Genomic DNA, 23720 nt, shown 5'->3' on the forward strand with positions numbered 1-23720 from the left:
AATCAGGGTTTCCCTAGGCCAAGCGCGGTCATGTATGCTACGGCGCTTCCTGTCATTCCACTTCCAGCCTGTCCGGAGCATCCCCGGAGGGCGCGTTGAAGAGGATTAGGCCACCCCTATCCAGTACAAAAGTAGCCATGCACGAACAATATCAGCCCCGTGAAATCGAAGCCGCCGCCCAGTCGTTCTGGGACGAGCAAAAGTCCTTTGAAGTCAGTGAACAGCCAGGCAAGGAAACCTACTACTGCCTGTCGATGTTCCCTTACCCCAGCGGCAAGCTACACATGGGGCACGTGCGCAACTACACCATCGGCGACGTGATCTCCCGCTACCAGCGCATGCAAGGCAAGAACGTTCTGCAACCGATGGGTTGGGACGCCTTCGGCATGCCGGCGGAAAACGCCGCGATGAAGAACAATGTGGCGCCCGCCAAGTGGACCTACGAAAACATCGCCTACATGAAGTCCCAGCTGCGCAGCCTGGGCCTCGCGGTGGACTGGTCCCGTGAAGTGACCACCTGCAAGCCGGATTACTACCGCTGGGAACAATGGCTGTTCACTCGCCTGTTCGAAAAAGGCGTGATCTACCGCAAGAACGGCACCGTGAACTGGGACCCGGTCGACCAGACCGTGCTGGCCAACGAACAGGTGATCGACGGTCGCGGCTGGCGCTCCGGCGCGCTGATCGAAAAGCGCGAAATCCCGATGTACTACTTCAAGATCACCGCTTACGCGGATGAGCTGCTGGAGAGCCTCGACGAACTGACTGGCTGGCCGGAACAGGTCAAGACCATGCAGCGCAACTGGATCGGCAAATCCCGCGGCATGGAAGTGCAGTTCCCGTACAACGTCGACTCGATCGGCGAAGCAGGCACCCTCAAGGTCTTCACCACCCGTCCGGACACCCTGATGGGCGCGACCTACGTTGCCGTGGCTGCCGAGCACCCGCTGGCGACCCAGGCCGCGCAGAACAACCCTGAGCTGCAAGCGTTCATCGCTGAATGCAAGGGCGGCAGCGTGGCTGAAGCCGACGTCGCCACTCAAGAGAAAAAAGGCCTGCCGACCGGCCTGTTCGTCGAGCACCCGCTGACCGGTGAAAAACTCCCGGTATGGGTCGCCAACTACGTGCTGATGCACTACGGCGACGGCGCGGTGATGGCGGTTCCGGCGCACGACGAGCGCGATTTCGAATTCGCCCACAAATACAACCTGCCGGTGAAATCGGTGGTGCGCACCAGCTCCGGTGACAACAACCCGGCTCCGTGGCAAGACGCCTACGGCGAGCACGGCACGCTGATCAACTCCGGCGAGTTCGACGGCCTGGACTTCACCGGCGCGTTCGACGCCATGGAAGTCGCCCTGATCAAGAAAAACCTCGGCGCCTCGCGTACCCAGTTCCGCCTGCGCGACTGGGGCATCAGCCGTCAGCGCTACTGGGGTTGCCCGATCCCGATCATCCACTGCGCCACTTGCGGTGACGTGCCGGTCCCGGAAGACCAGTTGCCGGTGGTTCTGCCGGAAGACGTGGTGCCGGACGGCGCCGGTTCGCCGCTGGCACGCATGCCGGAATTCTACGAGTGCAGTTGCCCGAAATGCGGCCAGCCTGCCAAGCGTGAAACCGACACCATGGACACCTTCGTCGAGTCCTCGTGGTACTACGCCCGTTACGCCTCGCCGCACTTCGAAGGTGGCCTGGTGGAAAAATCCGCGGCCGACCACTGGCTGCCGGTGGATCAGTACATCGGCGGTATCGAACACGCCATTCTTCACCTGCTGTACGCGCGCTTCTTCCACAAGCTGATGCGTGACGAAGGTCTGGTCAGCTCCAACGAGCCGTTCAAGAACCTGCTGACCCAGGGCATGGTGATCGCCGAAACTTACTATCGCCGCGAAGCCAATGGTGCCTACACCTGGTTCAACCCGGCGGACGTGGAACTGGAGCGTGACAGCAAGGCCAAGGTCATCAGCGCCAAACTGAAATCCGACGGCTTGCCGGTGGAAATCGGTGGCACCGAGAAAATGGCCAAGTCGAAGAACAACGGCGTCGACCCACAGTCGATGATCGATCAGTTCGGCGCCGACACCTGCCGCCTGTTCATGATGTTCGCTTCGCCGCCTGACATGAGCGCCGAATGGTCGGACTCCGGCGTTGAAGGCTCGCACCGCTTCCTCAAGCGCGTCTGGCGTCTGGCGCAGGCCCATGTGACCCAGGGCCTGCCGGGCAAGCTGGACATCGCCGGCCTGAACGACGAGCAGAAAGCCGTGCGCCGCGCCATCCACCTGGCCATCAAACAGGCCAGCCATGACGTCGGCCAGAACCACAAATTCAACACCGCTATCGCTCAGGTGATGACGCTGATGAACGTGCTGGAAAAAGCTGCGCAAGGCACCGAACAGGACCGCGCGCTGATTCACGAAGGTCTGGAAGCTGTCACGTTGTTGCTGGCTCCGATTACGCCGCACATCAGCCATGAGCTGTGGAATCAACTGGGCCACGCTGACCCGGTGATCGATGCCGGCTGGCCTGCGGTCGATGAAAGCGCACTGGTGCAGGACAGCCTGCAACTGGTCATTCAAGTGAACGGCAAGCTGCGTGGCCAGATCGAAATGCCGGCCAGCGCCACCCGCGAAGAAGTTGAAGCTGCGGCCCGCGCCAACGAAAACGTGCTGCGTTTCGTCGACGGTCTGACCATTCGCAAAGTGATCGTTGTACCAGGGAAACTGGTTAACATCGTCGCCAGCTAAATTGGATTGGGCGTCAGGTTCGCCTGACGCACTGTAAAACCTTTCGGGCCGCAGGGTCGGCCCACATGGTTTCAAGGGGAGCAACACAATGATCAAACGCAATCTGCTGGTGATGGGCCTCGCCGTTCTGCTGAGCGCCTGCGGTTTCCAGCTGCGTGGCACCGGCACCAACGAACTGTCGATCAAAGAGCTCGATCTGAGCGCCCGTAACGCGTATGGCGATACCGTCACCCAACTGCGTCAGGTGCTGGAGTCCAGCGGCGTCAAGGTCTACAGCGGTGCACCGTACAAGCTGTATCTGGCTGACGAACAGGAAAACCAGCGCATCCTCAGCTACGCTGGCGCCGGTCGTACGGGTGAGTACCAAGTGACCACCGTGCTGAACTACGACATCGTAGGCGAACACAATCTGAACCTGCTGAGCGACAAGCTTGAAGTGCAGAAAGTGTTCATCCACGACGGCAACAACCTCGTCGGCTCCGATCAGGAAGCCAACGACGCCCGTCGCGAAACCCGTCGCGAACTGGTTCAGCGCATGATGCTGCGCCTGCAACAGCTGACGCCGGGCCAACTGCAGCAATTGCAGCAAGCGGCCAACGACCGTGCCCGGGCTGAAGCCGACGCGCTGAAGGCGGCACAGAAAGCTGAAGCGGAAACCCCGCGTCAGTCGCCGCTCGAACTGCCGCAGCAGTAAGACGTACGGGGCGCTCAGGCACCCCGTTCGCCCTCTCTTATGAAGCTCGCTCCCGCTCAACTCGGCAAACACCTGCAAGGCGCGCTCGCGCCCGTCTATATCATCAGCGGCGATGACCCGCTGTTGTGCCAGGAAGCCGCCGACGCCATTCGCAGTGCTGCCCGCCAGCAAGGTTTCGACGAACGCCAGGTGTTCGCCGCCGACGCCAATTTCGATTGGGGGACCTTGTTGCAGGCCGGCGCCAGCATGTCGCTGTTCGCCGAAAAACGCCTACTGGAACTGCGCCTGCCTTCGGGCAAGCCCGGTGACAAGGGCGCTGCCGCGCTGATCGAATACTGCTCGCGCCCCGCTGAAGACACGGTGCTGCTGATCAGCTTGCCCAAGCTCGACGGCAGTGCGCAGAAAACCAAGTGGGGCAAGGCCCTGGTCGAAGGCCAGCAGACCCAGTTCATCCAGATCTGGCCGGTGGATGCCAACCAGTTGCCGAGCTGGATCCGCCAGCGTCTGTCGCAAGCCGGTTTGTCGGCCAGCCAGGACGCGGTGGAATTGATTGCTGCACGCGTCGAGGGCAACCTGCTCGCCGCTGCGCAGGAAATCGAAAAGCTCAAGTTGATGGCCGAAGGTGGGCAGATCACCGTCGAAACCGTGCAGGCCGCGGTGGCCGACAGTGCGCGCTTCGACGTGTTTGGCCTGACCGACGCCGTACTCAACGGCGAACCGGCCCACGCCTTGCGCATGCTTGAAGGCCTGCGCGGTGAAGGCGTCGAGCCACCGGTGATTCTCTGGGCACTGGCGCGGGAGTTGCGCCTGCTGGCCAATATCTCGCTGCAGTACAGCCAGGGCACGCCGCTGGACAAGTGCTTCAGCCAGGCGAAACCGCCAGTCTGGGACAAGCGCAAACCCCTGATGAGCAAAGCCCTGCAACGCTACTCGGCGCAACGCTGGGCGCAGTTGTTGCTCGAAGCCCAGCGCATCGATGCGCAGATCAAGGGTCAGGCCGCCGGTTCGCCGTGGATGAGTCTGAGCCGGTTGGCGCTGTTGATGTCGGGCCAGCGTCTTTCACTGCCCGCCGAGTAAGACGTTCAACCGCATAACGCCCTTTCGCGAGCAAGCCCGCTCCCACAGTCGATCGCATTCACATGATAGAACTCGGTCGACTGTGGGAGCGGGCTTGCTCGCGAAGGCGTCAGAATATTCCTACGCAATAGAGGCTGGACAGACGCGCGGCTTCGGCAGATTATTCGCCCCGCAGCACCCACCTACCGAGAGAACCCTCATGAGCAAAAAGCCATCGAAACATGGCCCGAACAAGGCCAAATCCATCATCGCCCAACCCCTGTTCCGCAGTCGCCAGGAACGACCAACCAAGGGTAAAGGCAGCTACCGCCGCGAAGCCTTCCAGTCTAATAGCTGGGAGGCTTCTTACTTTCTGGCTGCCTGAAGCACAGCACCCCCTGGTCATGTTAAGGTCTGCACCTGATTCGTATCCCCTGGAACTGTGCATGCCCTTCAGTCTTTCCCGTCGTTGGCCCGTTCGCCAACTGATCGCTGCCTCCAGCTTCATTCTGCTTGTCGCCTGCGCGGAAAAACCTACCGCCGCCGATGCGCAACCCCTTCAAGCCGCCCCTGTCGCAACAGCCCCGGCAATCATCCCGCCGGTAGTGCCGTCCGCTGACCCGCTTGATCTTCAGCCAACCCAGACCTTTGCCGAATGGCAGGCGGGTTTCCGCAAGGATGCCTTGGCAGCCGGGATCCGCGCCGATCTGTTCGACCGCGCGTTTGCCAATGTCAGCTTCGATGCCAGCGTGATCAAAGCCGACCGCAGTCAGCCGGAGTTCTCTCGTCCGGTATGGGAATACCTCGATGGCGCCCTGTCGCCGCTGCGAGTGCGCAAGGGGCAGGCGCTGATCAGCCAGTACGCCGACATCCTGCAGAGCATCGAACAGCGTTATGGCGTGGATCGCCAGGCACTGGTGTCGGTATGGGGCATGGAAAGCAACTTCGGTCAGTTCCAGGGCACCAAATCGGTGATCAACTCGCTGGCGACCCTGGCCTACGAAGGCCGTCGCCCCGCATTTGCTCATGCACAACTGATCGCGGCGCTGCAGATCCTGCAACAGGGCGACATCACGCCAGAAAAGATGCTCGGCTCGTGGGCGGGTGCGATGGGCCAGACCCAGTTCATTCCGACCACCTACAACACCCACGCCGTGGATTTCGACGGTGACGGTCGCCGCGACATCTGGGGCAGCCCGGCCGATGCCCTGGCCTCCACAGCGCATTACCTGCAAAGCTCCGGCTGGCAGCGTGGTCAGCCATGGGGCTTCGAAGTGCAACTGCCGAGTGGCTTCAACTACACCTTGGCCGATGGCGCGATTCGCAAGACCGTCGCTGAATGGCGGCAACTGGGCGTGATCCTGCCCAATGGCGGTCAGGCCCCGGCCGGCTCGGAACAGCTGTTTGCCGCCCTGCTGCTGCCGGCCGGTTACCGTGGCCCGGCGTTCCTGATCCTCGATAACTTCCGGGCGATCCTCAAGTACAACAACTCGTCGTCCTATGCACTGGCGGTCAGTCTGTTGTCCGAGCGCTTCAATGGCGCAGGCCTGATCAATGGCACATGGCCGAAAGACGATCTGCCACTGAGCCGTTCCGAACGCATCGAATTGCAGAACCTGCTGAGCGCGCGTAATTACGATGCGGGCACGGCGGACGGGATTATTGGCGCCAATACCCGCAAGGCGATCCGCAGTGCCCAGCAGTCGTTTGGCTGGCCGGCGGATGGTTATCCGACGCATAAGTTGCTTGAGAGCCTGCGCTCCCAATAGAAAGATCGTCGTATGGCTGATGCCGCCTTCGCGAGCAAGCCCGCTCCCACATTGGTTCCGTGTACGACACAAATCAAATGTGGGAGGGGGCTTGCTCCCGAAGACTGACTCACTGGCAACCAAACCCTAGCGTTTGATCACTACATCCTGTTCCAACATCAATTCCTTCTTCCCGGCATCCAAGCGAACCAGCGCCCCCATCGGCAGCGTCAGGTTCGGATCACAATGCCCGCTGCGCCACCCCGACAGCACCGGAATCCGTAACGGCTCGAAGGTCTGCTTGAGCAAGCGATTCAACGCCTCGACATCCACCCCGGCGACATCCCCCACCAGCACACCGCGCAATCTGGCCAGCTTGCCAGCCAGGCGCATCTGCGTGAGCAAACGGTCAATCCGATATAGCGGCTCGTTGACGTCTTCGATCAGCAGAATCACGCCCTCGACGTCAATCTCATAAGGTGTGCCCAGCGTCGAGGCAATCATCGCCAGATTGCCGCCAAGCAAACGCCCGTGAGCGATGCCAGGTTCGACCGTGGTCAATGGATAAGCCACCGGATGGCTCAACACACTCCCCGCCTTCAACTGACCGCGCAACATGGCGAAGAATGGGGTGACGGTAGGTGGCTCCTTGTCGCCCAGCAGGTCGGCATTGAGCAGCGGGCCATGGAAGGTCACGAACCCTGCGTAGCGACTGATCGCCAGATGCAGTGCGGTGATGTCGCTGTAGCCGACAAACGGCTTGGCGTGACGACTCAGCAAGTCGTAATCGATCCGGTCCAGCAGGCGCGGCGTGCCGTAACCACCGCGCAGGCAAATGATCGCGTCGACTTCAGGGTCGACGAAAGCGGCGTGCAGGTCGTTGAGGCGCACGTCATCGCTGCCGGCCAGATAGCCGTCCTTCTCGTAGACACCGGGGAACACCTTCAGTGCATAGCCGCGGGCACGCATCCACTGCACAGCCTTGTCAGTGTCCAGTGCACCGGGGCCGGCGGGGGCAATCACACCGATCAGTCCTTCGGACGGCAGCGCCGGCACAGGCTTATGCGGAAAAAGGGTGTGAGTCGGTCGAACGGTCATCCATGGGTCTCCCTGTGAATTCATGAACACACAGTAGTCAGGTACAGAGACAAACAAAAGAGTGCGTGGCAGGCCCAAACAAAAATACCCGCCGAAGCGGGTATTTTTCGAGGCTATCAGCGCCGGATCAGGAACCGAGCAGTTCAGCCTTGACCAGTTTCGCCTGCTCGTCGGCGTGATACGAGGAACGTACCAGCGGGCCGGAAGCAACGTTCTTGAAGCCCATCTTGTAACCTTCCTCGGCGAACCAGGCGAAGGTGTCCGGGTGCACGAAACGCTGCACCGGCAAGTGGCTGCGCGACGGTTGCAGGTACTGGCCGAGGGTCAGCATGTCAATGTCGTGTTCGCGCATGCGCTTCATGACTTCGATGACTTCTTCGTCGGTCTCGCCCAGACCCAGCATCAGGCCGGATTTGGTCGGGATGTGCGGCATCATCTGCTTGAAGCGTTGCAGCAGGGTCAGCGACCACTGGTAATCCGAACCCGGACGCGCAGCCTTGTACAGGCGCGGCACGGTTTCCAGGTTGTGGTTGAACACATCCGGCGGCTCGGCAGCGGTGATTTCCAAGGCGATGTCCATGCGGCCACGGTAGTCCGGGACCAGGGTTTCCAGCTGCACGTTCGGCGACAGCTTGCGGATCTCGCGGATGCAATCAGCAAAGTGCTGGGCACCGCCGTCACGCAGGTCGTCGCGGTCAACCGAGGTGATCACCACGTACTTGAGCTTGAGGTCGGCAATGGCGATCGCCAGGCTCTCCGGCTCGTTGACGTCCAGTGGTTTCGGACGACCGTGGCCAACGTCGCAGAACGGGCAACGACGGGTGCAGATGTCGCCCATGATCATGAAGGTCGCGGTGCCGCCGGAGAAGCACTCGCCCAGGTTCGGGCAGGAGGCTTCTTCGCAGACGCTGTGCAGCTTGTGCTTGCGCAGCAGACTCTTGATCCGGTCGACTTCCGGCGAAACCGGGATGCGCACGCGAATCCAGTCGGGTTTCTTCGGCAGTTCGGTGGTCGGAATGATCTTTACCGGGATGCGTGCAACCTTCTCGGCGCCGCGCAGCTTGACGCCGGCTTCAACCTTGGGACGCGGGGCCGGGCGCTCGGTCACGTCGAGCGTCGGGATCATGGTTTGCACTGCATCAGTAGTCATATCAGTCGATTCCGCCCGTCAGGGTCGTCTGCTCAGCATAGTCGAGGTGTTTGACGAGCTGCGCGCGCAGCCGGGCACTTACCTCGGCAAATTCAATCGATCCTGCGTGGTCGCTCAGCTGGGTCATTGCCAGCCCGGCATAGCCGCAGGGATTAATCCGTCGAAACGGCTCCAGGTTCATATCCACGTTCAGGGCCAGGCCATGAAAGGAGCAACCGTGGCGAATCCGCAAACCCAGAGAAGCGATTTTCGCTCCGTCGACGTAGACGCCGGGAGCATCTGGCTTGGCTACAGCGGTCACGCCGTAGCTGTCCAGCAATTCGATCAGGCAGTGTTCCATGCGCGTGACCAGATCACGTACGCCAAAGCCCAGCTTGCGCACATCCAGCAACAGGTAAGCCACCAATTGGCCCGGGCCATGATAAGTCACCTGCCCGCCGCGATCGACCTGTACCACCGGGATATCGCCCGGCAGCAACAGGTGTTCGGCCTTGCCGGCCTGGCCTTGGGTGAACACCGGAGGGTGCTCGACCAACCAGATTTCGTCGGCGGCATCGCTGCCGCGTTCGTTGGTGAAGCGTTGCATGGCATGCCAGACCGGCTCGTAAGCCATCTGGCCAAGTTCGCGAAAGCCCAGCGTGCCTGGCATCACAACACCATGTGCACGAAACCGGAAGCCCGCAGTTCGCTGTTGATGTTGTACAGCTGATCCTGGTCTGTCGCGACGATGTGCAGCTGAATGGTGGTGTACTTGCCGTTGCTGCTTTGACGCTCGTCGATGCGCTCATCATTGATGGTCGCGTGTTTCTTGACGATGTCGATGATCTTGTCTTTGTTGCCGACGCCCGTATCGCTGATCACCTTAATCGGATAATCAGTCTGCGGAAATTCGATCTTTGGCGCCTTTACTTCGGTATCGGTCATGGCGTAACGGCCTCTAGAGCGCAAGCCGTGGTAACGCACATGGCCCCGCACCGGATCGGGGCGGGGCCATGCAGGTCAACACAAATCAGTTGAACAAGCCGTAGAAGAATAGACGGATGCTATCCCACATGCGGCGGAAGATACCACCCTCCTCGACAGCGTCCAGAGCGATCAGGTCAGCGCTGTGCACTACCTTGTCGTCCAGTTTCACTTCGACTTTACCGATCACGTCGCCCTTGGCGATTGGCGCGGTCAGTTGCGGGTTCATGGTCATGCTGGCAGCGAGCTTTTTCAGCTGGCCTTTTGGCAGGGTCATGGTCAGGTCTTCAGCCAGGCCGGCCTTGACTTGACTGGTGGTGCCTTTCCACACCGGGGCCTGAGCCAGTTCGGTGCCCTTCTGGTAGAAGGTCTGGGTTTCGAAGAAACGGAAACCGTAGGTCAGCAGCTTCTGGGTTTCAGCAGCACGGGCCACTTCGCTGTTGGTGCCGAACACCACGGCGATCAGACGCTGGCCATCACGGACAGCCGAGGACACCATGCAGTAGCCGGCTTCGTCGGTGTGACCGGTTTTCAGACCGTCAACGGTTTTGTCGCGCCACAGCAGCAGGTTGCGGTTAGGCTGCTTGATGCCGTTCCAGAAGAACTCTTTCTGCGAGTAGATCGCGTAGTGAGCCGGGTCTTCGTGGATGATCGCGCGCGCCAGGATCGCCATGTCGTGAGCCGACGAATAGTGCTCAGGGTTCGGCAGACCGGTCGGGTTCATGAAGTGCGAGTTGGTCATGCCCAGATCGGCGACCGTCTTGTTCATCAGGTCGGCGAACGCGTCTTCGCTGCCGGCGATGTGCTCGGACAGCGCCACGCTGGCGTCGTTGCCGGACTGGATGATGATGCCGTGCAGCAGGTCGCTGACGGTCACTTGCGAGCCGACTTTGATGAACATCCGCGAACCGCCGGTACGCCAGGCGTTTTCGCTGACGGTCACCGGGTCGTTCTCACCGATCTGGCCGCGACGGATTTCCAGCGTAGCGATGTACGCGGTCATCAGTTTGGTCAGGCTGGCTGGCGGCAGACGCTGGTCACCGTTGTTCTCCACCAGCACGTTGCCGCTGCTGGCGTCCATGAGCACGTAGGCTTTTGCAGCCAGTTGAGGTGGCGACGGCATCATCTCGGCCGCGAAAGCGGCTGGCGAGAGGAGCAGCGGGACTAGCAGACACAGGCGTTTGGCAAAGGTGGTGATGTTCATCCGTCTCTCGAAATCGCTAATGGAAACTTGCCCGAAGGCAAAACTATTCAGACAGCCTTCTAACGGGCCATCGCGTGTTCAGTTGCTCACTCCAGTCACCCTTGCCGGGCTTTTGTTCTTCGACGAGCCAACAACCTGGTTCACCCCCCAAAACCGCAAGTGAACCGTCAATCAAGTGCTACGTTTCTTACTCGGTGACCACGCTCGGCGAGCCGAGATTGGCCAGGCGCACGCTGTTCTGCACCTGCGCGATCTCACCCGGCGACCCGATCGGCCCCAGGCGTACCCGGTGCAGGGTCTGCTGATTGCGCACGATCGAGCTGATGAACACCGGAGCGCTCACCATCCCGCTGAGCTTCGACCTCAGGAGTTCTGCAGCGTCCGGGTTGGCGAACGCGCCCACCTGCAGATACTGGCCAGACGCTGGTGCAGAAGCGTTTTTTTTTGCGCTGATCTGTACAGGGACAGTATCAGAGGCATGTTGCTGCGGCGGCGGGGTCCACTGCTCGATGGTACCGGCCGACGCCGTGATCACCGGGGCGCTATTCTGCGCGACTTGCGGCTCGTTGAGCATCAGCGGCGCCGGACGGCCCTTGGCGGCCCACCATTGCTGCGGATCGATGCCCTCGACCTTGACCCGCGCGGTGCCGATTTCGGCATAACCGAGCTTCTTCGCGGCCGCGTAGGACAAGTCAATGATCCGGTCCGAATAGAACGGCCCGCGATCGTTGACCCGCAGGATCACGCTCTTGTTGTTGTCCAGGTTGGTCACCCGAACGTAACTTGGCAGTGGCAGAGTCTTGTGAGCGGCACTCATGCCGTACAGGTCATACACTTCGCCGTTGGCGGTGTTCTGCCCGTGGAACTTGGTGCCGTACCAGGACGCCGTACCCGAGGCGACGTAGGTCTTGGATTCCTGCAACGGGAAATAGGTCTTGCCCAGCACGGTGTACGGGTTGGCCTTGTAGGGGCCGGTGTGCAGGGTCGGCGTGGCGTCGGGGATGCGCGAAACATCGACATCCCACCACGGCGCGCCGTCTTTGTGCGCGCGGTTGATGTCCAGCCCCGGCTGCGCACGTACGGCGGTGGACGAGGTCTTCTGGGTTGGCGCGCGGCTGGTCGAACAGCTGGCGACCAGCACCGCCAACGCGGCGAATGCCACCAGCTTCAGGGGTTTATTGATAGGCAATGCCCGCATTACTTGACGCCCCGTGCTTTTACCAGCTCTTCAGACAGTTGATGTACGGCCATGGCGTACATCACGCTGCGGTTATAACGCGTGATCGCGTAGAAATTCTTCAGGCCCATCCAGTATTCAGGGCCGTTGTCGCCTTCGAGGCGAAATGCAGTAACCGGCATATCATCGCGCAGCGCATCATGACTTGACCAGCCCAACGCCCGCAACTCTCCGACCGTTTTCGTCGGCTCGATGCCGGTGGTCAGGCCTTCATCGACCTGCTCGCCGCGCACATCGGCGCGACTGACCACTGGTTCCCCGGCGAGCCAGCCATGCCGTTTGAAGTAACTGGCCACGCTGCCGATCGCATCGTCCGGATTGGTCCAGATATTGATGTGACCGTCACCGTCGAAATCCACCGCATAGGCGCGAAAGCTGCTCGGCATGAATTGCGGCAGGCCCATCGCCCCGGCGTACGAGCCTTTGAGGGTCAATGGATCGACCTGTTCTTCACGGGCCAGCAGCAGGAACTCACGCAATTCCTTGCGGAAAAATTCGGCACGGGGAGGATAGTCGAAACCGAGCGTGGACAACGCATCAATCACCCGGTAATTGCCGGTATTACGTCCGAAAAAGGTCTCGACGCCAATGATCGACACGATGACTTGTGCCGGTACACCGTACTCCTGCTCGGCACGGGCCAGCACGGCCTCGTGCTGGCGCCAGAAGTCCACACCACGGGCGATGCGCGCGTCGGTGATGAACATCGGGCGATATTCTTTCCACTGCTTGACCCGCTCGGCGGGTTTGGAGATGGCGTCGAGAATCGCCTGCTTGCGCTGCGCCTCGCGGAACACCGCCATCAGTTGCTCGCCGGCAAAACCGTAGTCGCGGGTCATTTCACCGACGAATTCGGCCACCTGCGGTGAGCCTTCGTAATCGCCGGCCAGCGCTTCCTGCGCGCTGCCAAGGATGCCGACCAGGCCGACCCACGGCGCGTAACGAGTCGCCCAGCTGCGCATGACTTGCATTGAACTCTTCACCTTATTCAAACCTGTGCGATCCACTTGCGATGCGTATGAATCGACATCAAAACCCCAAACGCTGACAGCAGTGTCACCAGCGAAGTTCCTCCGTAGCTAATGAAGGGCAACGGCACCCCCACCACCGGCAACAGGCCACTGACCATACCGATGTTGACGAAAACATAAACAAAAAACGTCATGGTCAGCGCGCCGGCGAGCAATTTGCCAAACAGCGTCTGCGCCTGGGCGGTAATCACCAGGCCGCGACCGATCAGCAACAGATAGATCAGCAGCAGCGCGCAGATGCCCACCAGGCCGAACTCCTCGCCCAGTACGGCGATGATGAAGTCGGTGTGGCTTTCCGGCAAAAAGTCCAGGTGCGACTGGGTGCCCAGCAGCCAACCCTTGCCGAACACACCGCCGGAACCGATCGCGGCTTTCGACTGGATGATGTTCCAGCCGGTGCCGAGCGGATCGCTTTCCGGGTCGAGGAAGGTCAGGATCCGCTGCTTCTGGTAGTCGTGCATGATGAAGAACCACATGGCGATCGCCACCGGTACGGCGGCGGCCAGCACGCTGAGGATCCAGCGCCAGCGCAGCCCGCCCATGAACAGCACGAACGCGCCGCCGGCCAGAATCAGCAGTGACGTACCAAGGTCAGGCTGGCGCACGATCAGAATGAACGGCACGCCGATCAGCATCAGGCTGATGCCGACATGCTTGAGTTGCGGCGGTAGCGTGCGTTTGGACAGATACCAGGCAATCGTCGCCGGCATCAGAATCTTCATGAACTCCGAGGGCTGGAAGCGGATCACCCCGGGGATGTTGATCCAGCGCGTCGCGCCCATGGCGTTGTGGCCCATGATGTCCACCACCAACAGCAGCACCACGCCGATCACGTAACCGAGCGGTACCCAACGCGCCATGAACCGTGGTTCGAACTGGGCGATGACAATCATCGACACCAGGCCGATGCCGAACGAAGTGGCTTGTTTGCCCAGCAGATCCCAGCTTTTGCCACTGGCCGAATACAGCACGAACAGACTGCCCGCAGCGAGGATCAGCAGCAGGATCAACAGCGGGCCATCGATATGCAGGCGTTGCAGCAGCGTCGCCCGGCGACGCATCACATCCTCGCTAGAGAGCATGCGATCAAAATTATTCATCACGGGCCGTAGCCTCCGCACTGATAGGACCGGCGTATTCGGCCTTCAATCGACCCTCCTGATCCAGAAGCCAGGCATCCATGACCTGACGCACCACTGGCGCGGCGACACCGGAGCCGGACTCACCGTTCTCGACCATCACCGAAACCACTATTTTCGGGTTGTCGGCCGGGGCGAAACCAACGAACAAGGCGTGGTCGCGGTGGCGTTCCTGAACCTTGGAACGGTCGTATTTTTCACCTTGTTTGATCGCGACGACCTGAGCGGTACCGGACTTGCCGGCGATGCGGTATTGCGCACCGATTGCTGCCTTGCGCGCAGTACCCCGGGCGCCGTGCATCACCTGCTGCATGCCGTGGTTGACCTTGGTCCAGTCCGACGGATCGCGCAGGACGATGTCCGGCATCGGGTTCTCGTCTACCGGTTTGGCGCCCTCAATGGTCTTGGCCAGGTGCGGCCGGTTCCAGATGCCTTTGTTGGCGACCAGCGCCGTGGCCTGCGCCAGTTGCAACGGTGTGGACTGCATATAACCCTGGCCAATCCCCAGAATCAGAGTTTCACCCGGGAACCACGCCTGCTTGCGCGTCGCACGCTTCCACTCGCGGGACGGCATCAGGCCGGGGGATTCTTCGAACATGTCCAGCGAGACCTTCTGGCCGATGCCGAACTTGTTCATGTAGGCCGACAACCGATCGATGCCCAGCTTGTGCGCCAGGTCATAGAAGTAGGTGTCGTTGGAACGCATGATCGCCGTGTCGAGATCGACGAAGCCGTCACCGGTGCGGTTCCAGTTGCGGTACTTGTGATCGTAGTTGGGCAGCATGTAGTAACCGGGGTCGAACACCCGGCTCGACGCTGTCACTACGCCAGAATCGAGACCGGCAATCGCCACCGCCGGCTTGATCGTCGAACCCGGCGGGTACAGGCCGCGCAGCACGCGGTTGAACAGCGGCCGGTCGATGGAATCGCGCAGTTCGGCATAGGCCTTGAAGCTGATGCCGGTGACGAACAGGTTCGGGTCGAAACTCGGCTGGCTGACCATCGCCAGCACTTCGCCAGTCTTCGGATCGAGCGCCACCACCGCGCCGCGACGCCCGCCCAGCGCGGCTTCGGCCGCTTCCTGCAGTTTGATGTCCAGGCTCAGGACGATGTCCTTGCCGGGAATCGGATCGGTACGCTTGAGCACGCGCAATACGCGGCCCCGAGCGTTGGTTTCGACTTCCTCGTAACCCACCTGGCCGTGCAGTTCCGGCTCGTAGAAACGCTCGATGCCGGTCTTGCCGATGTGGTGGGTGCCGCTGTAGTTGACCGGGTCGAGGGTCTTCAGCTCTTTCTCGTTGATGCGCCCCATGTAACCCACCGAGTGCGCAAAATGCGCGCCCTGCGGGTAGTGGCGCACCAGCTGCGCGACCACTTCCACCCCTGGCAGGCGGAACTGGTTCACCGCGATCCGGGCGATCTGCTCTTCGGTCAACTCGAACAGGATCGGCACCGGCTCGAATGGCCGACGCCCCTGACGCATGCGTTTCTCGAAGATCACCCGGTCCTCGGGCGTCAGCTGCAGCACTTCGACGATCACGTCGAGCACTTGCTGCCAGTCGCCGGAACGTTCGCGGGTCATGCTCAGGCTGAAGCTCGGGCGGTTGTCCGCCACCACCACGCCGTTGCGGTCGAAGATCAAGCCGCGGGTCGGCGGAATCGGCTGCACGTGGACGCGGTTGTTTTCCGAGAGCGTCGAGTGGTACTCGTACTGGATCACCTGCAAGTAGTACAGCCGCGCAATCAATACGCAGATCAACAGCATGACCGCAATGGCCCCGAACACGACGCGGCTACGCACCAGGCGGGCGTCCTTTTCGTGGTCCTTGATGCGGATCGGCTGAGACATGAGAGCAGGACTACTTGTGGTAAGGGTGACCGGACAGCACGGTCCAGGCACGGTACAGCTGTTCGCCGATCAGGATCCGCACCAGCGGGTGCGGCAAGGTCAGCGGCGACAACGACCAGCGCTGATCGGCGCGGGCGCAGACTTCCGGCGCCAGCCCTTCGGGGCCACCGACCATGAAATTGACCGTGCGCGAATCCAGCCGCCAACGGTCGAGTTCGACCGCCAGTTGCTCGGTGCTCCAGGGCTTGCCGTGGACTTCCAGCGTGACGATCCGCTCGTTCGGCCCGACCTTGGCCAGCATGGCTTCGCCTTCCTGGCGGATGAAACGGGCCACGTCGGCGTTCTTGCCACGGGTATTGAGCGGAATTTCCACCAGTTCCAGCGCCAGTTCGGACGGAAGACGCTTGGCATATTCATGCCAGCCTTCTTCCACCCACTTGGGCATGCGTGAACCGACGGCGATCAGTCGCAGTCGCACAGCAATCCCTTACAGCTGGTCTTTGTTGAGCTTGGTGAAATGCTCGTGGGTGTTTTCCGGGCTGTGGTGCTTGGCGTCTGCCGCACGGCTTTGCTCGGCACCGGCCCACAGGCGTTCCAGGTCGTAGAACTGACGCGCCGAGGCAGTCATCATGTGCACGATCACCAGGTCGAGGTCGAGCAGCACCCAGTCGCTGTCGCCCTTGCCTTCTTCGCCCAGCGGCTTGGCGCCCTGCTTTTTGACTTCTTCACGGACCTTGTCCAGCATCGCGTTGATCTGGCGATTGGACGTACCGGTGGCGATGATCATGTAGTCGGTGATGCTCTGCTTGTCGCGCACATCGATGATCTGGATGTCTTGTGCCTTGACGTCTTCCAGAGCTGCCACGGCAACCTTGACCAGCTCGTCGCCCTTGAGCGGCTCGTTGGTGTTGGCGACTTCCGGCAGCGGTGCGCTCTTGAACGTGCCTTTGCGCTTAACTTTGCTTACGTCTTTGTCAGTCATATAAAACTCGTTTTGCTCGTATATTCGGCGGCTTGGCGATACGTGGATTCGTATCAGTGAAGCACGCCTTGTTCAGTTCGACGCACGGTACAGACCGTGCGCATCGATGTAGGCCAGGACCGCGTCGGGCACCAGGAAACGTACCGACTTACCGCTGGCCAGCAGTTGACGGATCTGGGTGGCGGAAACCGCGAGCGGTGTCTGCCAGACGAATGCAATCTGTCCGCTCGGCCCTTTCAGGGCCAGCGGGTCGCTCACCGAACGCGCTGCCAGCAGGTTGCGCAAGGCATCCGGCGGTTCGCTGTCGGCGTCCGGGCGCTGTAGCACCAGGATGTGGCAATGCTGGAGCAACTCTTCCCAGCGGTGCCAAGTGGGCAGGCCGCAAAATGCGTCCCAGCCCAAAAGCAGAAAAACCTGGGTCTCGGCGGCCATTTCGGCACGCATCAACTCCAGGGTATCAATGGTGTAAGACGGTTTGTCCCGCTGCAATTCGCGGGCGTCCACCACCAGCGGCGGCACTCCGGCCACCGCGCACTCGACCATTGCCAACCGATCCTGCGCCGACACCTGCGGCGTATCGCGGTGCGGCGGCCGGGCGCTGGGCATCATGCGCAGCTCGTCGAGCAGCAGCGCTTCGGCGACTTCCAGCGCACCACGCAAATGGCCGATGTGCACCGGGTCGAACGTGCCGCCCAGTACGCCGATGCGCCGGGGTCGGAGTTCGCCGTCAGGCAGCGGCGCTGTCAAGTCGAGGTCGGTCAAGTCAGACCGTCGCCTGGCCGCGCAACTGGCCATCACCGACCACGATGTACTTCTCGCAGGTCAGTCCTTCGAGGCCCACCGGGCCGCGGGCGTGCAGCTTATCAGTAGAAATGCCGATCTCGGCACCCAATCCGTATTCGAATCCATCGGCGAAGCAGGTCGGGGTGTTGATCATCACCGACGCCGAGTCGACTTCCGCGACGAAACGCCGGGTGTCGGCGAGGTTTTCGCTGACGATCGAGTCGGTGTGATGCGAGCCGTAATGGTTGATGTGTTCGATGGCCTGATCCAGTCCGTCGACCACGCGGATCGACAGGATCGGCGCCAGATACTCGGTGCTCCAGTCGTCTTCGCTGGCCGCCACCGCGTCGATGATCGCGCGGGTGCGTTCGCAGCCACGCAGCTCGACGCCTTTCTCGCGGAACTGGGCAGCCATCGACGGCAGGAAATCCTTCGCAACACTTTGATCAACCAGCAAGGTCTCCATCGCGCCGCAGATGCCATAACGGTAAGTCTTGGCATTGAAGGCGATGCGCTGGGCTTTGGCCAGATCGGCGTGCTCGCTGACAAATACGTGGCAGATGCCGTCCAGGTGTTTGATCACCGGCACCCGGGCATCACGGCTGATACGTTCGATCAGGCCACGGCCACCGCGCGGCACGATCACGTCGACATACTCGGGCATGCTGATCATCGCGCCGACGGCGGCACGGTCGGTGGTTTCGACCACTTGCACCACGGCTGCCGGCAATTCGGCCTCGGCCAGACCGCGCTGAATGCACGCGGCAATCGCCCGGTTGGAATGAATCGCCTCGGAGCCACCACGCAGGATGGTCGCGTTACCGGACTTCAGGCACAGGCTGGCGGCATCGATGGTCACGTTGGGCCGGGATTCGTAGATGATCCCGATCACGCCCAGCGGCACGCGCATCTTGCCGACCTGAATCCCGGACGGACGAAAGCTCATGTCACGGATCGCACCGACCGGATCCGGCAGTGCCGCCACCTGACGCAGTCCGACGATCATGCCGTCGATGCGCGCCGGGGTCAGTTCCAGGCGCTCCAGCAGTGCCGGCTCCAGACCGTTGGCGCGACCGGCGGCCAGATCCTGTTCATTGGCTGCGGCCAGCTCGGCGCGAGCAGCGTCCAGCGCATTGGCAGCAGCCTGCAAGGCGCGGTTTTTCTGCGCGGTGCTGGCACGGCCGATGACCCGGGAAGCTTCGCGGGCGGCGCGACCCAATCGGGTCATGTAGTCAAGAACGGACTCAGTCATGGTCTGCTGGGGTCTTGGCAAAGAGGAAAGCGGCAGATTATAGCTGTCGCGTCCCGGGACTAACAGCGGTGACAGGCGGATGGTCGAAATGGACTGCAATTTGCCGACGTTCAGCCGTAATTAAGCCGCGGATTGTTATCATCACGACCTCCTTCGCCTGGATAAACACCGTTTGCCATGTCCAACCTGACCGATCGCGCCATCGCCGAGCGCCTGCCACTGGGCCTCCCGGACGCTTTTTTCGACCGTGACGCGCAAGTGCTGGCCCGCGATCTGCTCGGCAAAGTCATCCGCCACCGGGTCGGCGATCTGTGGCTCAGCGCCCGGATCATCGAAACCGAAGCCTATTACTGCGCGGAAAAAGGCAGTCATGCATCGCTCGGCTATACGGAAAAACGTAAGGCTTTGTTTCTGGATGGCGGGCACATCTATATGTATTACGCCCGCGGTGGCGATTCGCTGAACTTCAGCGCTCAGGGGCCGGGCAATGCGGTGCTGATCAAGTCCGCTTACCCGTGGGTCGATGAGGTCAGCGGGCCGGCGAGTCTGGCGCAGATGCTGCTGAACAATCCCGATGCCCAAGGCCGGCCGCGTCCTTCGCAAAAGCTTTGCGCCGGGCAGACGCTGCTGTGCAAGGCGCTTGGGCTGAAGGTGCCAATGTGGGACGCCAAGCGTTTCGATCATGAGCTGATGCTGGTGGAAGACACCGGGCCGGCGCCGACCCAGATTATCCAGACCACCCGCCTGGGCATCCCCCATGGCCGCGACGAACACCTGATGTACCGCTTCGTCGACGCCGCGTATGCCCAGTGGTGCACGCGGAACCCGCTGCGCCGGGGCCAGGTCGAAGGTCGCGATTATTTTTTGCTGTCCTGAAGTGACACAGGTTTTGAACCCAATGCGCCCTTGTGGGAGCGGGCTTGCTCGCGAAGAGGGCGTGTCAGATACGAGCTCGTTGATGACACACCGCATTCGCGAGCAAGCCCGCTCCCACAGGGGTACTGAGTGATTGCTGATATTTTGTGCAGCCTTCGGGACTTATTGAAGATTTGATGGAGTTGTGTGTATGGGCCCATGGCTCGATAGCGTGACCGGGTGGCTCGCCGCCAATCCGCAGTGGCTGGCCGCTGCGGTGTTTATCGTCGCATTCGTGGAGTGTCTGGCCATTGCCGGGCTGATCGTGCCCGGCACGGTGTTGCTGTTTGCCGTGGCCGTACTCGCCGGCAGCGGCGCACTGTCGTTGAGTGAAACCCTGCTGCTGGGCTTTCTCGGCGGGATACTCGGCGATGTGATCTCGTACTTCCTCGGCCGCCATTTCCATCAGAACATCCGCCGCCTGCCGGGGCTGCGCCACCATCCGGAATGGATGGCCGGGGCCGAAACCTACTTCCAGCGTTACGGCATCGCCAGCCTGCTGGTCGGGCGCTTCATCGGCCCGTTGCGGCCGATGCTGCCGATGGTTGCCGGGATGTGCGACATGCCCTTCCCGCGTTTCGCCGCCGTCAGCCTGCTGGCCGCTGCCGGCTGGAGCGTCGCCTACCTGCTGCCGGGTTGGGCCACCGGAGCGGCGATCCGCTTGCCGCTGCCGGAAGGTTTCTGGCTGCAGGCCGGCATCGTTGCCGCCAGTATTGCGGTGATGGTCGGCATGAGCGTCAACAGCAGCTTGCGCCAGCATCGCCGGGCGACGATCTGGATCAGCAGCATGAGCCTGTTGATTCTGATCGGCCTGTTTATTGGCTATCCGTATCTGCACGCCCTCGACCAGGGCGTGATGACCCTGGTGCAGGAACATCGGCAGCCGATGCTCGATGAAATCGCGGTGACGTTCACCCTGATCGGTGAATTCCGCAATATGCTGATGTTCAGCGCCCTGCTCACCGGTCTGTTGCTGCTGTGCCGGCAATGGCGCCAGGCAATCTTTGCCGGTGGCGTGCTGCTGTGCACCGCGCTCCTCAATACCGTCACCAAACAGTTTTTCGCCCGGGTACGCCCGGAGGTGCTGACCGATCCGCTGACCAGCTACAGCATGCCCAGCGGTCATGCCTCCGGTTCGTTCGCGCTGTTTCTGGTGCTGGCGGTCCTCGCCGGTCGCGGCCAACCGCCGCGCATGCGCCTGACCTGGCTGCTGCTCGGCTGTATTCCGGCGCTGTCGATTGCTTTGTCACGGGTGTATCTGGGGGCGCACTGGCCGACGGATATTCTGGCCGGCGCAATGCTGGCGGCATGCGTATGTGCGGCAGGCTTGTGGCTGAGCCAGCGCAAGGCGCCGCTCAACGCCATGCCGTTCAAGGTCTGGTGGCTGGTTCTGCCGGCGCTGCTGGCGTTGTTCAGCCTGTTCGTTCTGCGGCATCTGCCGGACACGATGTTGCGTTACGCCTACTGATACTCAGGCGAACAGCTCGTCCTGCAGCTCATTGAGCAGCGCCTGGATCGCATCCAGTCGCTGCTGCGGATCGTCGAGTTGCAGCAGGTCGATCTTGTCTTCTTCGGCGAACGGCAGCAGATACGCCAGCTGATTGGCCAGCGACTGCTGCCCCAGCGCTTCGGTGCCCATGTTCAACGCCTCGACCATCGGGTGCTCGGCCAAGGCCTTGAGCAGCGCCACCAGATCGGCGTCTTCGTCCTGCAACGGTTGCTCCGGCTCATCGTCCAGCCACTCGACGTCGGCGAGGATCAACTGATCGCGCTGCACTTCCGTGCGCAACACCTGAAAACGCCGCCCACCCTGCACCCGGATCCCGAGCAGACCGTTGTCCTGTTGCTGAAAATCGGTGATCCGCGCCTCGCAGCCGACCAGGGCAAAGCCCTCTGGCGCAACGCCGACTTCGTGGCCATCGAGGATGCACACCACGCCGAAACCGCCGCCCTGCTTCATGCAGCGGCCGATCATGTCCAGGTAGCGCGCCTCGAAGATCTGCAAGTCGAGGTTGCAGCCGGGAAACAGCACTGTGTTGAGCGGAAAAAGCGGCAGACTCATAGACATTTCCTTACACCACCATCGACACCGCCAACGGCAGGAACACCGCCGTGGCCACGCCCATCAGACTCATCGCCAGCGCCGCGAAGGCGCCGCACTCATCGCTTTCCTGCAACGCCACCGAAGTGCCGACCGCGTGCGCGGTCATGCCCAGCGCCATGCCGCGCGCCTCGGGGCTGTGCACGCCGAGCTGGGTCAGCAGCGCCGGGCCGAAGATCGCGCCGATCACCCCGGTGATCAGCACGAACACCGCCGCCAGCGCCGCCACACCACCGATCTGCTCGGCCACCAGCATGGCAATCGGCGAGGTCACCGACTTCGGCGCCATGGTCATCAGAATCATGTGTTCGGCACCGAACCACCAGCCGAGCAACACGCCCATGCCCGTGGCGACCACGCCGCCTATCACCAGCGTAGTAAAAATCGGCCAGAACAATTGGCGGATGCGCTTGAGGTTGAGATACAGCGGCACCGCCAGCGCCACCGTCGCCGGGCCCAGCAGAATGCTGAGGATTTCGGTGCTCTTGCGGTACTCGGCGTAGGTCAGGCCGCAGCCGACCAGCACGCCGATCACCACCAGCATCGAGACCAGCACCGGTTGCAGAAAGATCCAGCGGGTTTTCTCGAACGCCGCCAGTACCAGTTGATAGGCACCGAGGGTGATGCCGATGCCGAACAGCGGATGATGGATCACCGAAGCCCAGGCGCCTTGCCAATCGAAGAGCATCACGACTCCTCCGAGTGCGGCGCATGGCGCTTGACCAGGCGTTGCATCAGCACCCCGGCGAAGGCCATCGACAGGATCAACGACAACACCAGCGCGCCGACAATGGCCCAGAAGTCAGCGGCAATGTCGCTCGCATAAACCATCACGCCCACCGCCGGCGGCACCAGCAGCAGCGGCAGATAACGCAACAGACTGCCGGCCGCGAGGTTCAGCGGCTCGCCGACTTCACCGCGAATGATCAGGAACACCAGCAACAGCAGCAGACCGATGATCGGCCCCGGCAGCACCGGCAACAGCAAATGGTTGAGTGCCGTGCCGAGCAATTGGAACAGCACCAGCATGGTCAGGCCACGTAACAACATCAGACATCTCCCCCCGCAAGTCCTCGGCATTATAAGCACGGCAGCGCTATGGATCGGCATTCGCCAAAAGCATGGTCGGTTGACCGGAGCAAATCGCCATGTTGATCTACAGTGGTTCGCAGGGCGGTCAAATCCCCCACCTGAAAAACTATAAAACCGATGAACCCAAGGAGAGTCTCAATGCCCTATGTTCCCGTTGCAGAGCTCAAAGATTATGTCGGCAAGGAACTCGGACGTTCCGAATGGCTCACCATCGATCAGGAGCGCATCAACCTGTTCGCCGAAGCCACCGGGGATTATCAGTTCATCCATGTCGATCCGGTCAAAGCCGCGCAAACGCCTTTTGGCAGCACCATTGCCCACGGTTTCCTGTCGTTGTCGCTGATCCCGAAACTGATGGAAGACATCCTCGTGCTGCCGCAAGGCCTGAAGATGGTGGTCAATTACGGTCTGGACAGCGTGCGTTTCATCCAGCCGGTGAAGGTCAATTCAAAAGTGCGCCTGAAGGTCGATCTGGCCGAAGTGACCGAGAAAAAACCCGGTCAATGGCTGCTCAAGGCCACCGCGACGCTTGAGATAGAAGGCTCGGACAAACCGGCCTATATCGCAGAACCGCTGTCGCTCTGCTTCGTTTGAGTCACGGGATGCGAAACAGCGCACGCTGTTTCGCATCAGCGCTGTTTTCCCGGCTGTATAAGGTCACATAGCTGCGGCATACTCGGTC

General features: G+C 61.5%; 24 protein-coding genes. 8 read left to right on the plus strand and 16 right to left on the minus strand.

From position 1 onward, the window contains the following. The first annotated feature begins 137 nt into the window (after positions 1 to 137). The 5 genes from leuS (at position 138) to E3Z29_RS27730 (ending at position 6263) form a co-directional block, all read left to right on the plus strand. A complete protein-coding gene (leuS, locus tag E3Z29_RS27710; protein ID WP_098965771.1) occupies positions 138 to 2744 on the plus strand; it encodes a leucine--tRNA ligase in 2607 nt (868 codons plus the stop codon). Positions 2745 to 2832: 88 nt separating this feature from the next. Then, entirely contained in the window at positions 2833 to 3438 is a 606-nt protein-coding gene (gene lptE, locus E3Z29_RS27715) for an LPS assembly lipoprotein LptE (protein ID WP_134787406.1), read from the plus strand. Positions 3439 to 3477: 39 nt separating this feature from the next. Continuing rightward, positions 3478 to 4515: a DNA polymerase III subunit delta gene (gene holA / locus E3Z29_RS27720; protein ID WP_003228535.1), complete on the plus strand. Its 1038-nt coding sequence runs from the start codon at positions 3478 to 3480 to the stop codon at positions 4513 to 4515. A gap of 199 nt (positions 4516 to 4714) precedes the next feature. Next, a complete protein-coding gene (arfA, locus tag E3Z29_RS27725) occupies positions 4715 to 4879 on the plus strand; it encodes an alternative ribosome rescue factor ArfA (protein ID WP_027612891.1) in 165 nt (54 codons plus the stop codon). 61 nt (positions 4880 to 4940) lie between these two features. Next, positions 4941 to 6263 carry a lytic murein transglycosylase gene (locus tag E3Z29_RS27730; RefSeq protein ID WP_134787407.1) on the plus strand — a complete coding sequence of 441 codons (1323 nt, stop codon included), beginning with the start codon at positions 4941 to 4943 and terminating at the stop codon, positions 6261 to 6263. 126 nt (positions 6264 to 6389) lie between these two features. On the opposite strand, the gene E3Z29_RS27735 is transcribed toward E3Z29_RS27730, so the two are convergent. From E3Z29_RS27735 to E3Z29_RS27795, 13 genes are all read right to left on the minus strand, one after another. Then, the gene (locus E3Z29_RS27735; RefSeq protein WP_134787408.1) at positions 6390 to 7340 is read right to left on the minus strand and encodes an LD-carboxypeptidase; all 951 of its coding nucleotides are present in this window, start codon (positions 7338 to 7340) and stop codon (positions 6390 to 6392) included. Between the two features lie 127 nt (positions 7341 to 7467). Beyond that, positions 7468 to 8466, minus strand: coding sequence for a lipoyl synthase (lipA, locus tag E3Z29_RS27740; RefSeq protein ID WP_160768663.1), 999 nt, complete (start codon positions 8464 to 8466; stop codon positions 7468 to 7470). Between the two features lie 25 nt (positions 8467 to 8491). Next, on the minus strand, positions 8492 to 9139 hold the full coding sequence (gene lipB / locus E3Z29_RS27745; protein ID WP_098965778.1) for a lipoyl(octanoyl) transferase LipB: 648 nt from the start codon (positions 9137 to 9139) through the stop codon (positions 8492 to 8494). Beyond that, positions 9139 to 9414, minus strand: a complete 276-nt coding sequence (locus E3Z29_RS27750; RefSeq protein ID WP_027612895.1) for a DUF493 domain-containing protein — start codon at positions 9412 to 9414, stop codon at positions 9139 to 9141. The genes lipB and E3Z29_RS27750 overlap by 1 nt, the downstream gene beginning before the upstream one ends. An 85-nt stretch (positions 9415 to 9499) precedes the next feature. Then, positions 9500 to 10657, minus strand: coding sequence for a D-alanyl-D-alanine carboxypeptidase family protein (locus tag E3Z29_RS27755; protein ID WP_003228546.1), 1158 nt, complete (start codon positions 10655 to 10657; stop codon positions 9500 to 9502). Between the two features lie 187 nt (positions 10658 to 10844). Next, complete coding sequence (locus E3Z29_RS27760) at positions 10845 to 11855, minus strand: septal ring lytic transglycosylase RlpA family protein (protein WP_007960588.1); 1011 nt, start codon at positions 11853 to 11855, stop codon at positions 10845 to 10847. Next, positions 11855 to 12865 (minus strand): lytic murein transglycosylase B, encoded by a 1011-nt coding sequence (mltB, locus tag E3Z29_RS27765; protein ID WP_134787409.1) that lies wholly within the window; start codon positions 12863 to 12865, stop codon positions 11855 to 11857. The genes E3Z29_RS27760 and mltB overlap by 1 nt, the downstream gene beginning before the upstream one ends. A gap of 17 nt (positions 12866 to 12882) precedes the next feature. Continuing rightward, entirely contained in the window at positions 12883 to 13986 is a 1104-nt protein-coding gene (gene rodA / locus E3Z29_RS27770) for a rod shape-determining protein RodA (protein ID WP_166497270.1), read from the minus strand. Positions 13987 to 14017: 31 nt separating this feature from the next. Continuing rightward, positions 14018 to 15913, minus strand: coding sequence for a penicillin-binding protein 2 (gene mrdA / locus E3Z29_RS27775; protein WP_096796302.1), 1896 nt, complete (start codon positions 15911 to 15913; stop codon positions 14018 to 14020). Positions 15914 to 15923: 10 nt separating this feature from the next. Continuing rightward, positions 15924 to 16391, minus strand: coding sequence for a 23S rRNA (pseudouridine(1915)-N(3))-methyltransferase RlmH (rlmH, locus tag E3Z29_RS27780; protein WP_003185785.1), 468 nt, complete (start codon positions 16389 to 16391; stop codon positions 15924 to 15926). A gap of 9 nt (positions 16392 to 16400) precedes the next feature. Further along, entirely contained in the window at positions 16401 to 16895 is a 495-nt protein-coding gene (gene rsfS, locus E3Z29_RS27785) for a ribosome silencing factor (RefSeq protein ID WP_007960601.1), read from the minus strand. 72 nt (positions 16896 to 16967) lie between these two features. Next, positions 16968 to 17690 (minus strand): nicotinate-nucleotide adenylyltransferase, encoded by a 723-nt coding sequence (gene nadD / locus E3Z29_RS27790; protein ID WP_049827899.1) that lies wholly within the window; start codon positions 17688 to 17690, stop codon positions 16968 to 16970. Continuing rightward, complete coding sequence (locus E3Z29_RS27795) at positions 17659 to 18930, minus strand: glutamate-5-semialdehyde dehydrogenase (protein WP_095139181.1); 1272 nt, start codon at positions 18928 to 18930, stop codon at positions 17659 to 17661. The genes nadD and E3Z29_RS27795 overlap by 32 nt, the downstream gene beginning before the upstream one ends. 177 nt (positions 18931 to 19107) lie before the next feature. Here E3Z29_RS27795 and E3Z29_RS27800 point away from each other — a divergent pair, with 177 nt between their 5' ends. Next, positions 19108 to 19806 carry a DNA-3-methyladenine glycosylase gene (locus E3Z29_RS27800; protein WP_096796304.1) on the plus strand — a complete coding sequence of 233 codons (699 nt, stop codon included), beginning with the start codon at positions 19108 to 19110 and terminating at the stop codon, positions 19804 to 19806. Positions 19807 to 19996: 190 nt separating this feature from the next. Then, positions 19997 to 21313 carry a bifunctional DedA family/phosphatase PAP2 family protein gene (locus tag E3Z29_RS27805; RefSeq protein ID WP_134787410.1) on the plus strand — a complete coding sequence of 439 codons (1317 nt, stop codon included), beginning with the start codon at positions 19997 to 19999 and terminating at the stop codon, positions 21311 to 21313. A 3-nt stretch (positions 21314 to 21316) separates the two neighbouring features. On the opposite strand, the gene E3Z29_RS27810 is transcribed toward E3Z29_RS27805, so the two are convergent. Genes E3Z29_RS27810 through E3Z29_RS27820 form a run of 3 tightly spaced genes read right to left on the minus strand, consistent with a single transcriptional unit; the run spans position 21317 to position 22996 of the window. After that, the gene (locus tag E3Z29_RS27810) at positions 21317 to 21907 is read right to left on the minus strand and encodes an LON peptidase substrate-binding domain-containing protein (protein WP_134787411.1); all 591 of its coding nucleotides are present in this window, start codon (positions 21905 to 21907) and stop codon (positions 21317 to 21319) included. Between the two features lie 10 nt (positions 21908 to 21917). Further along, positions 21918 to 22634 (minus strand): LrgB family protein, encoded by a 717-nt coding sequence (locus E3Z29_RS27815; protein ID WP_134787412.1) that lies wholly within the window; start codon positions 22632 to 22634, stop codon positions 21918 to 21920. After that, positions 22634 to 22996: a CidA/LrgA family protein gene (locus tag E3Z29_RS27820; protein ID WP_095139173.1), complete on the minus strand. Its 363-nt coding sequence runs from the start codon at positions 22994 to 22996 to the stop codon at positions 22634 to 22636. The genes E3Z29_RS27815 and E3Z29_RS27820 overlap by 1 nt, the downstream gene beginning before the upstream one ends. Before the next feature lie 180 nt (positions 22997 to 23176). On the opposite strand from E3Z29_RS27820, the gene E3Z29_RS27825 reads away from it, so the two are divergent. Continuing rightward, the gene (locus E3Z29_RS27825; RefSeq protein WP_003228575.1) at positions 23177 to 23632 is read left to right on the plus strand and encodes a MaoC family dehydratase; all 456 of its coding nucleotides are present in this window, start codon (positions 23177 to 23179) and stop codon (positions 23630 to 23632) included. Positions 23633 to 23720 lie beyond the last annotated feature (88 nt).

The organism is Pseudomonas sp. S150 (assembly GCF_004526365.1).
Taxonomy (GTDB): domain Bacteria; phylum Pseudomonadota; class Gammaproteobacteria; order Pseudomonadales; family Pseudomonadaceae; genus Aquipseudomonas; species Aquipseudomonas putida_A.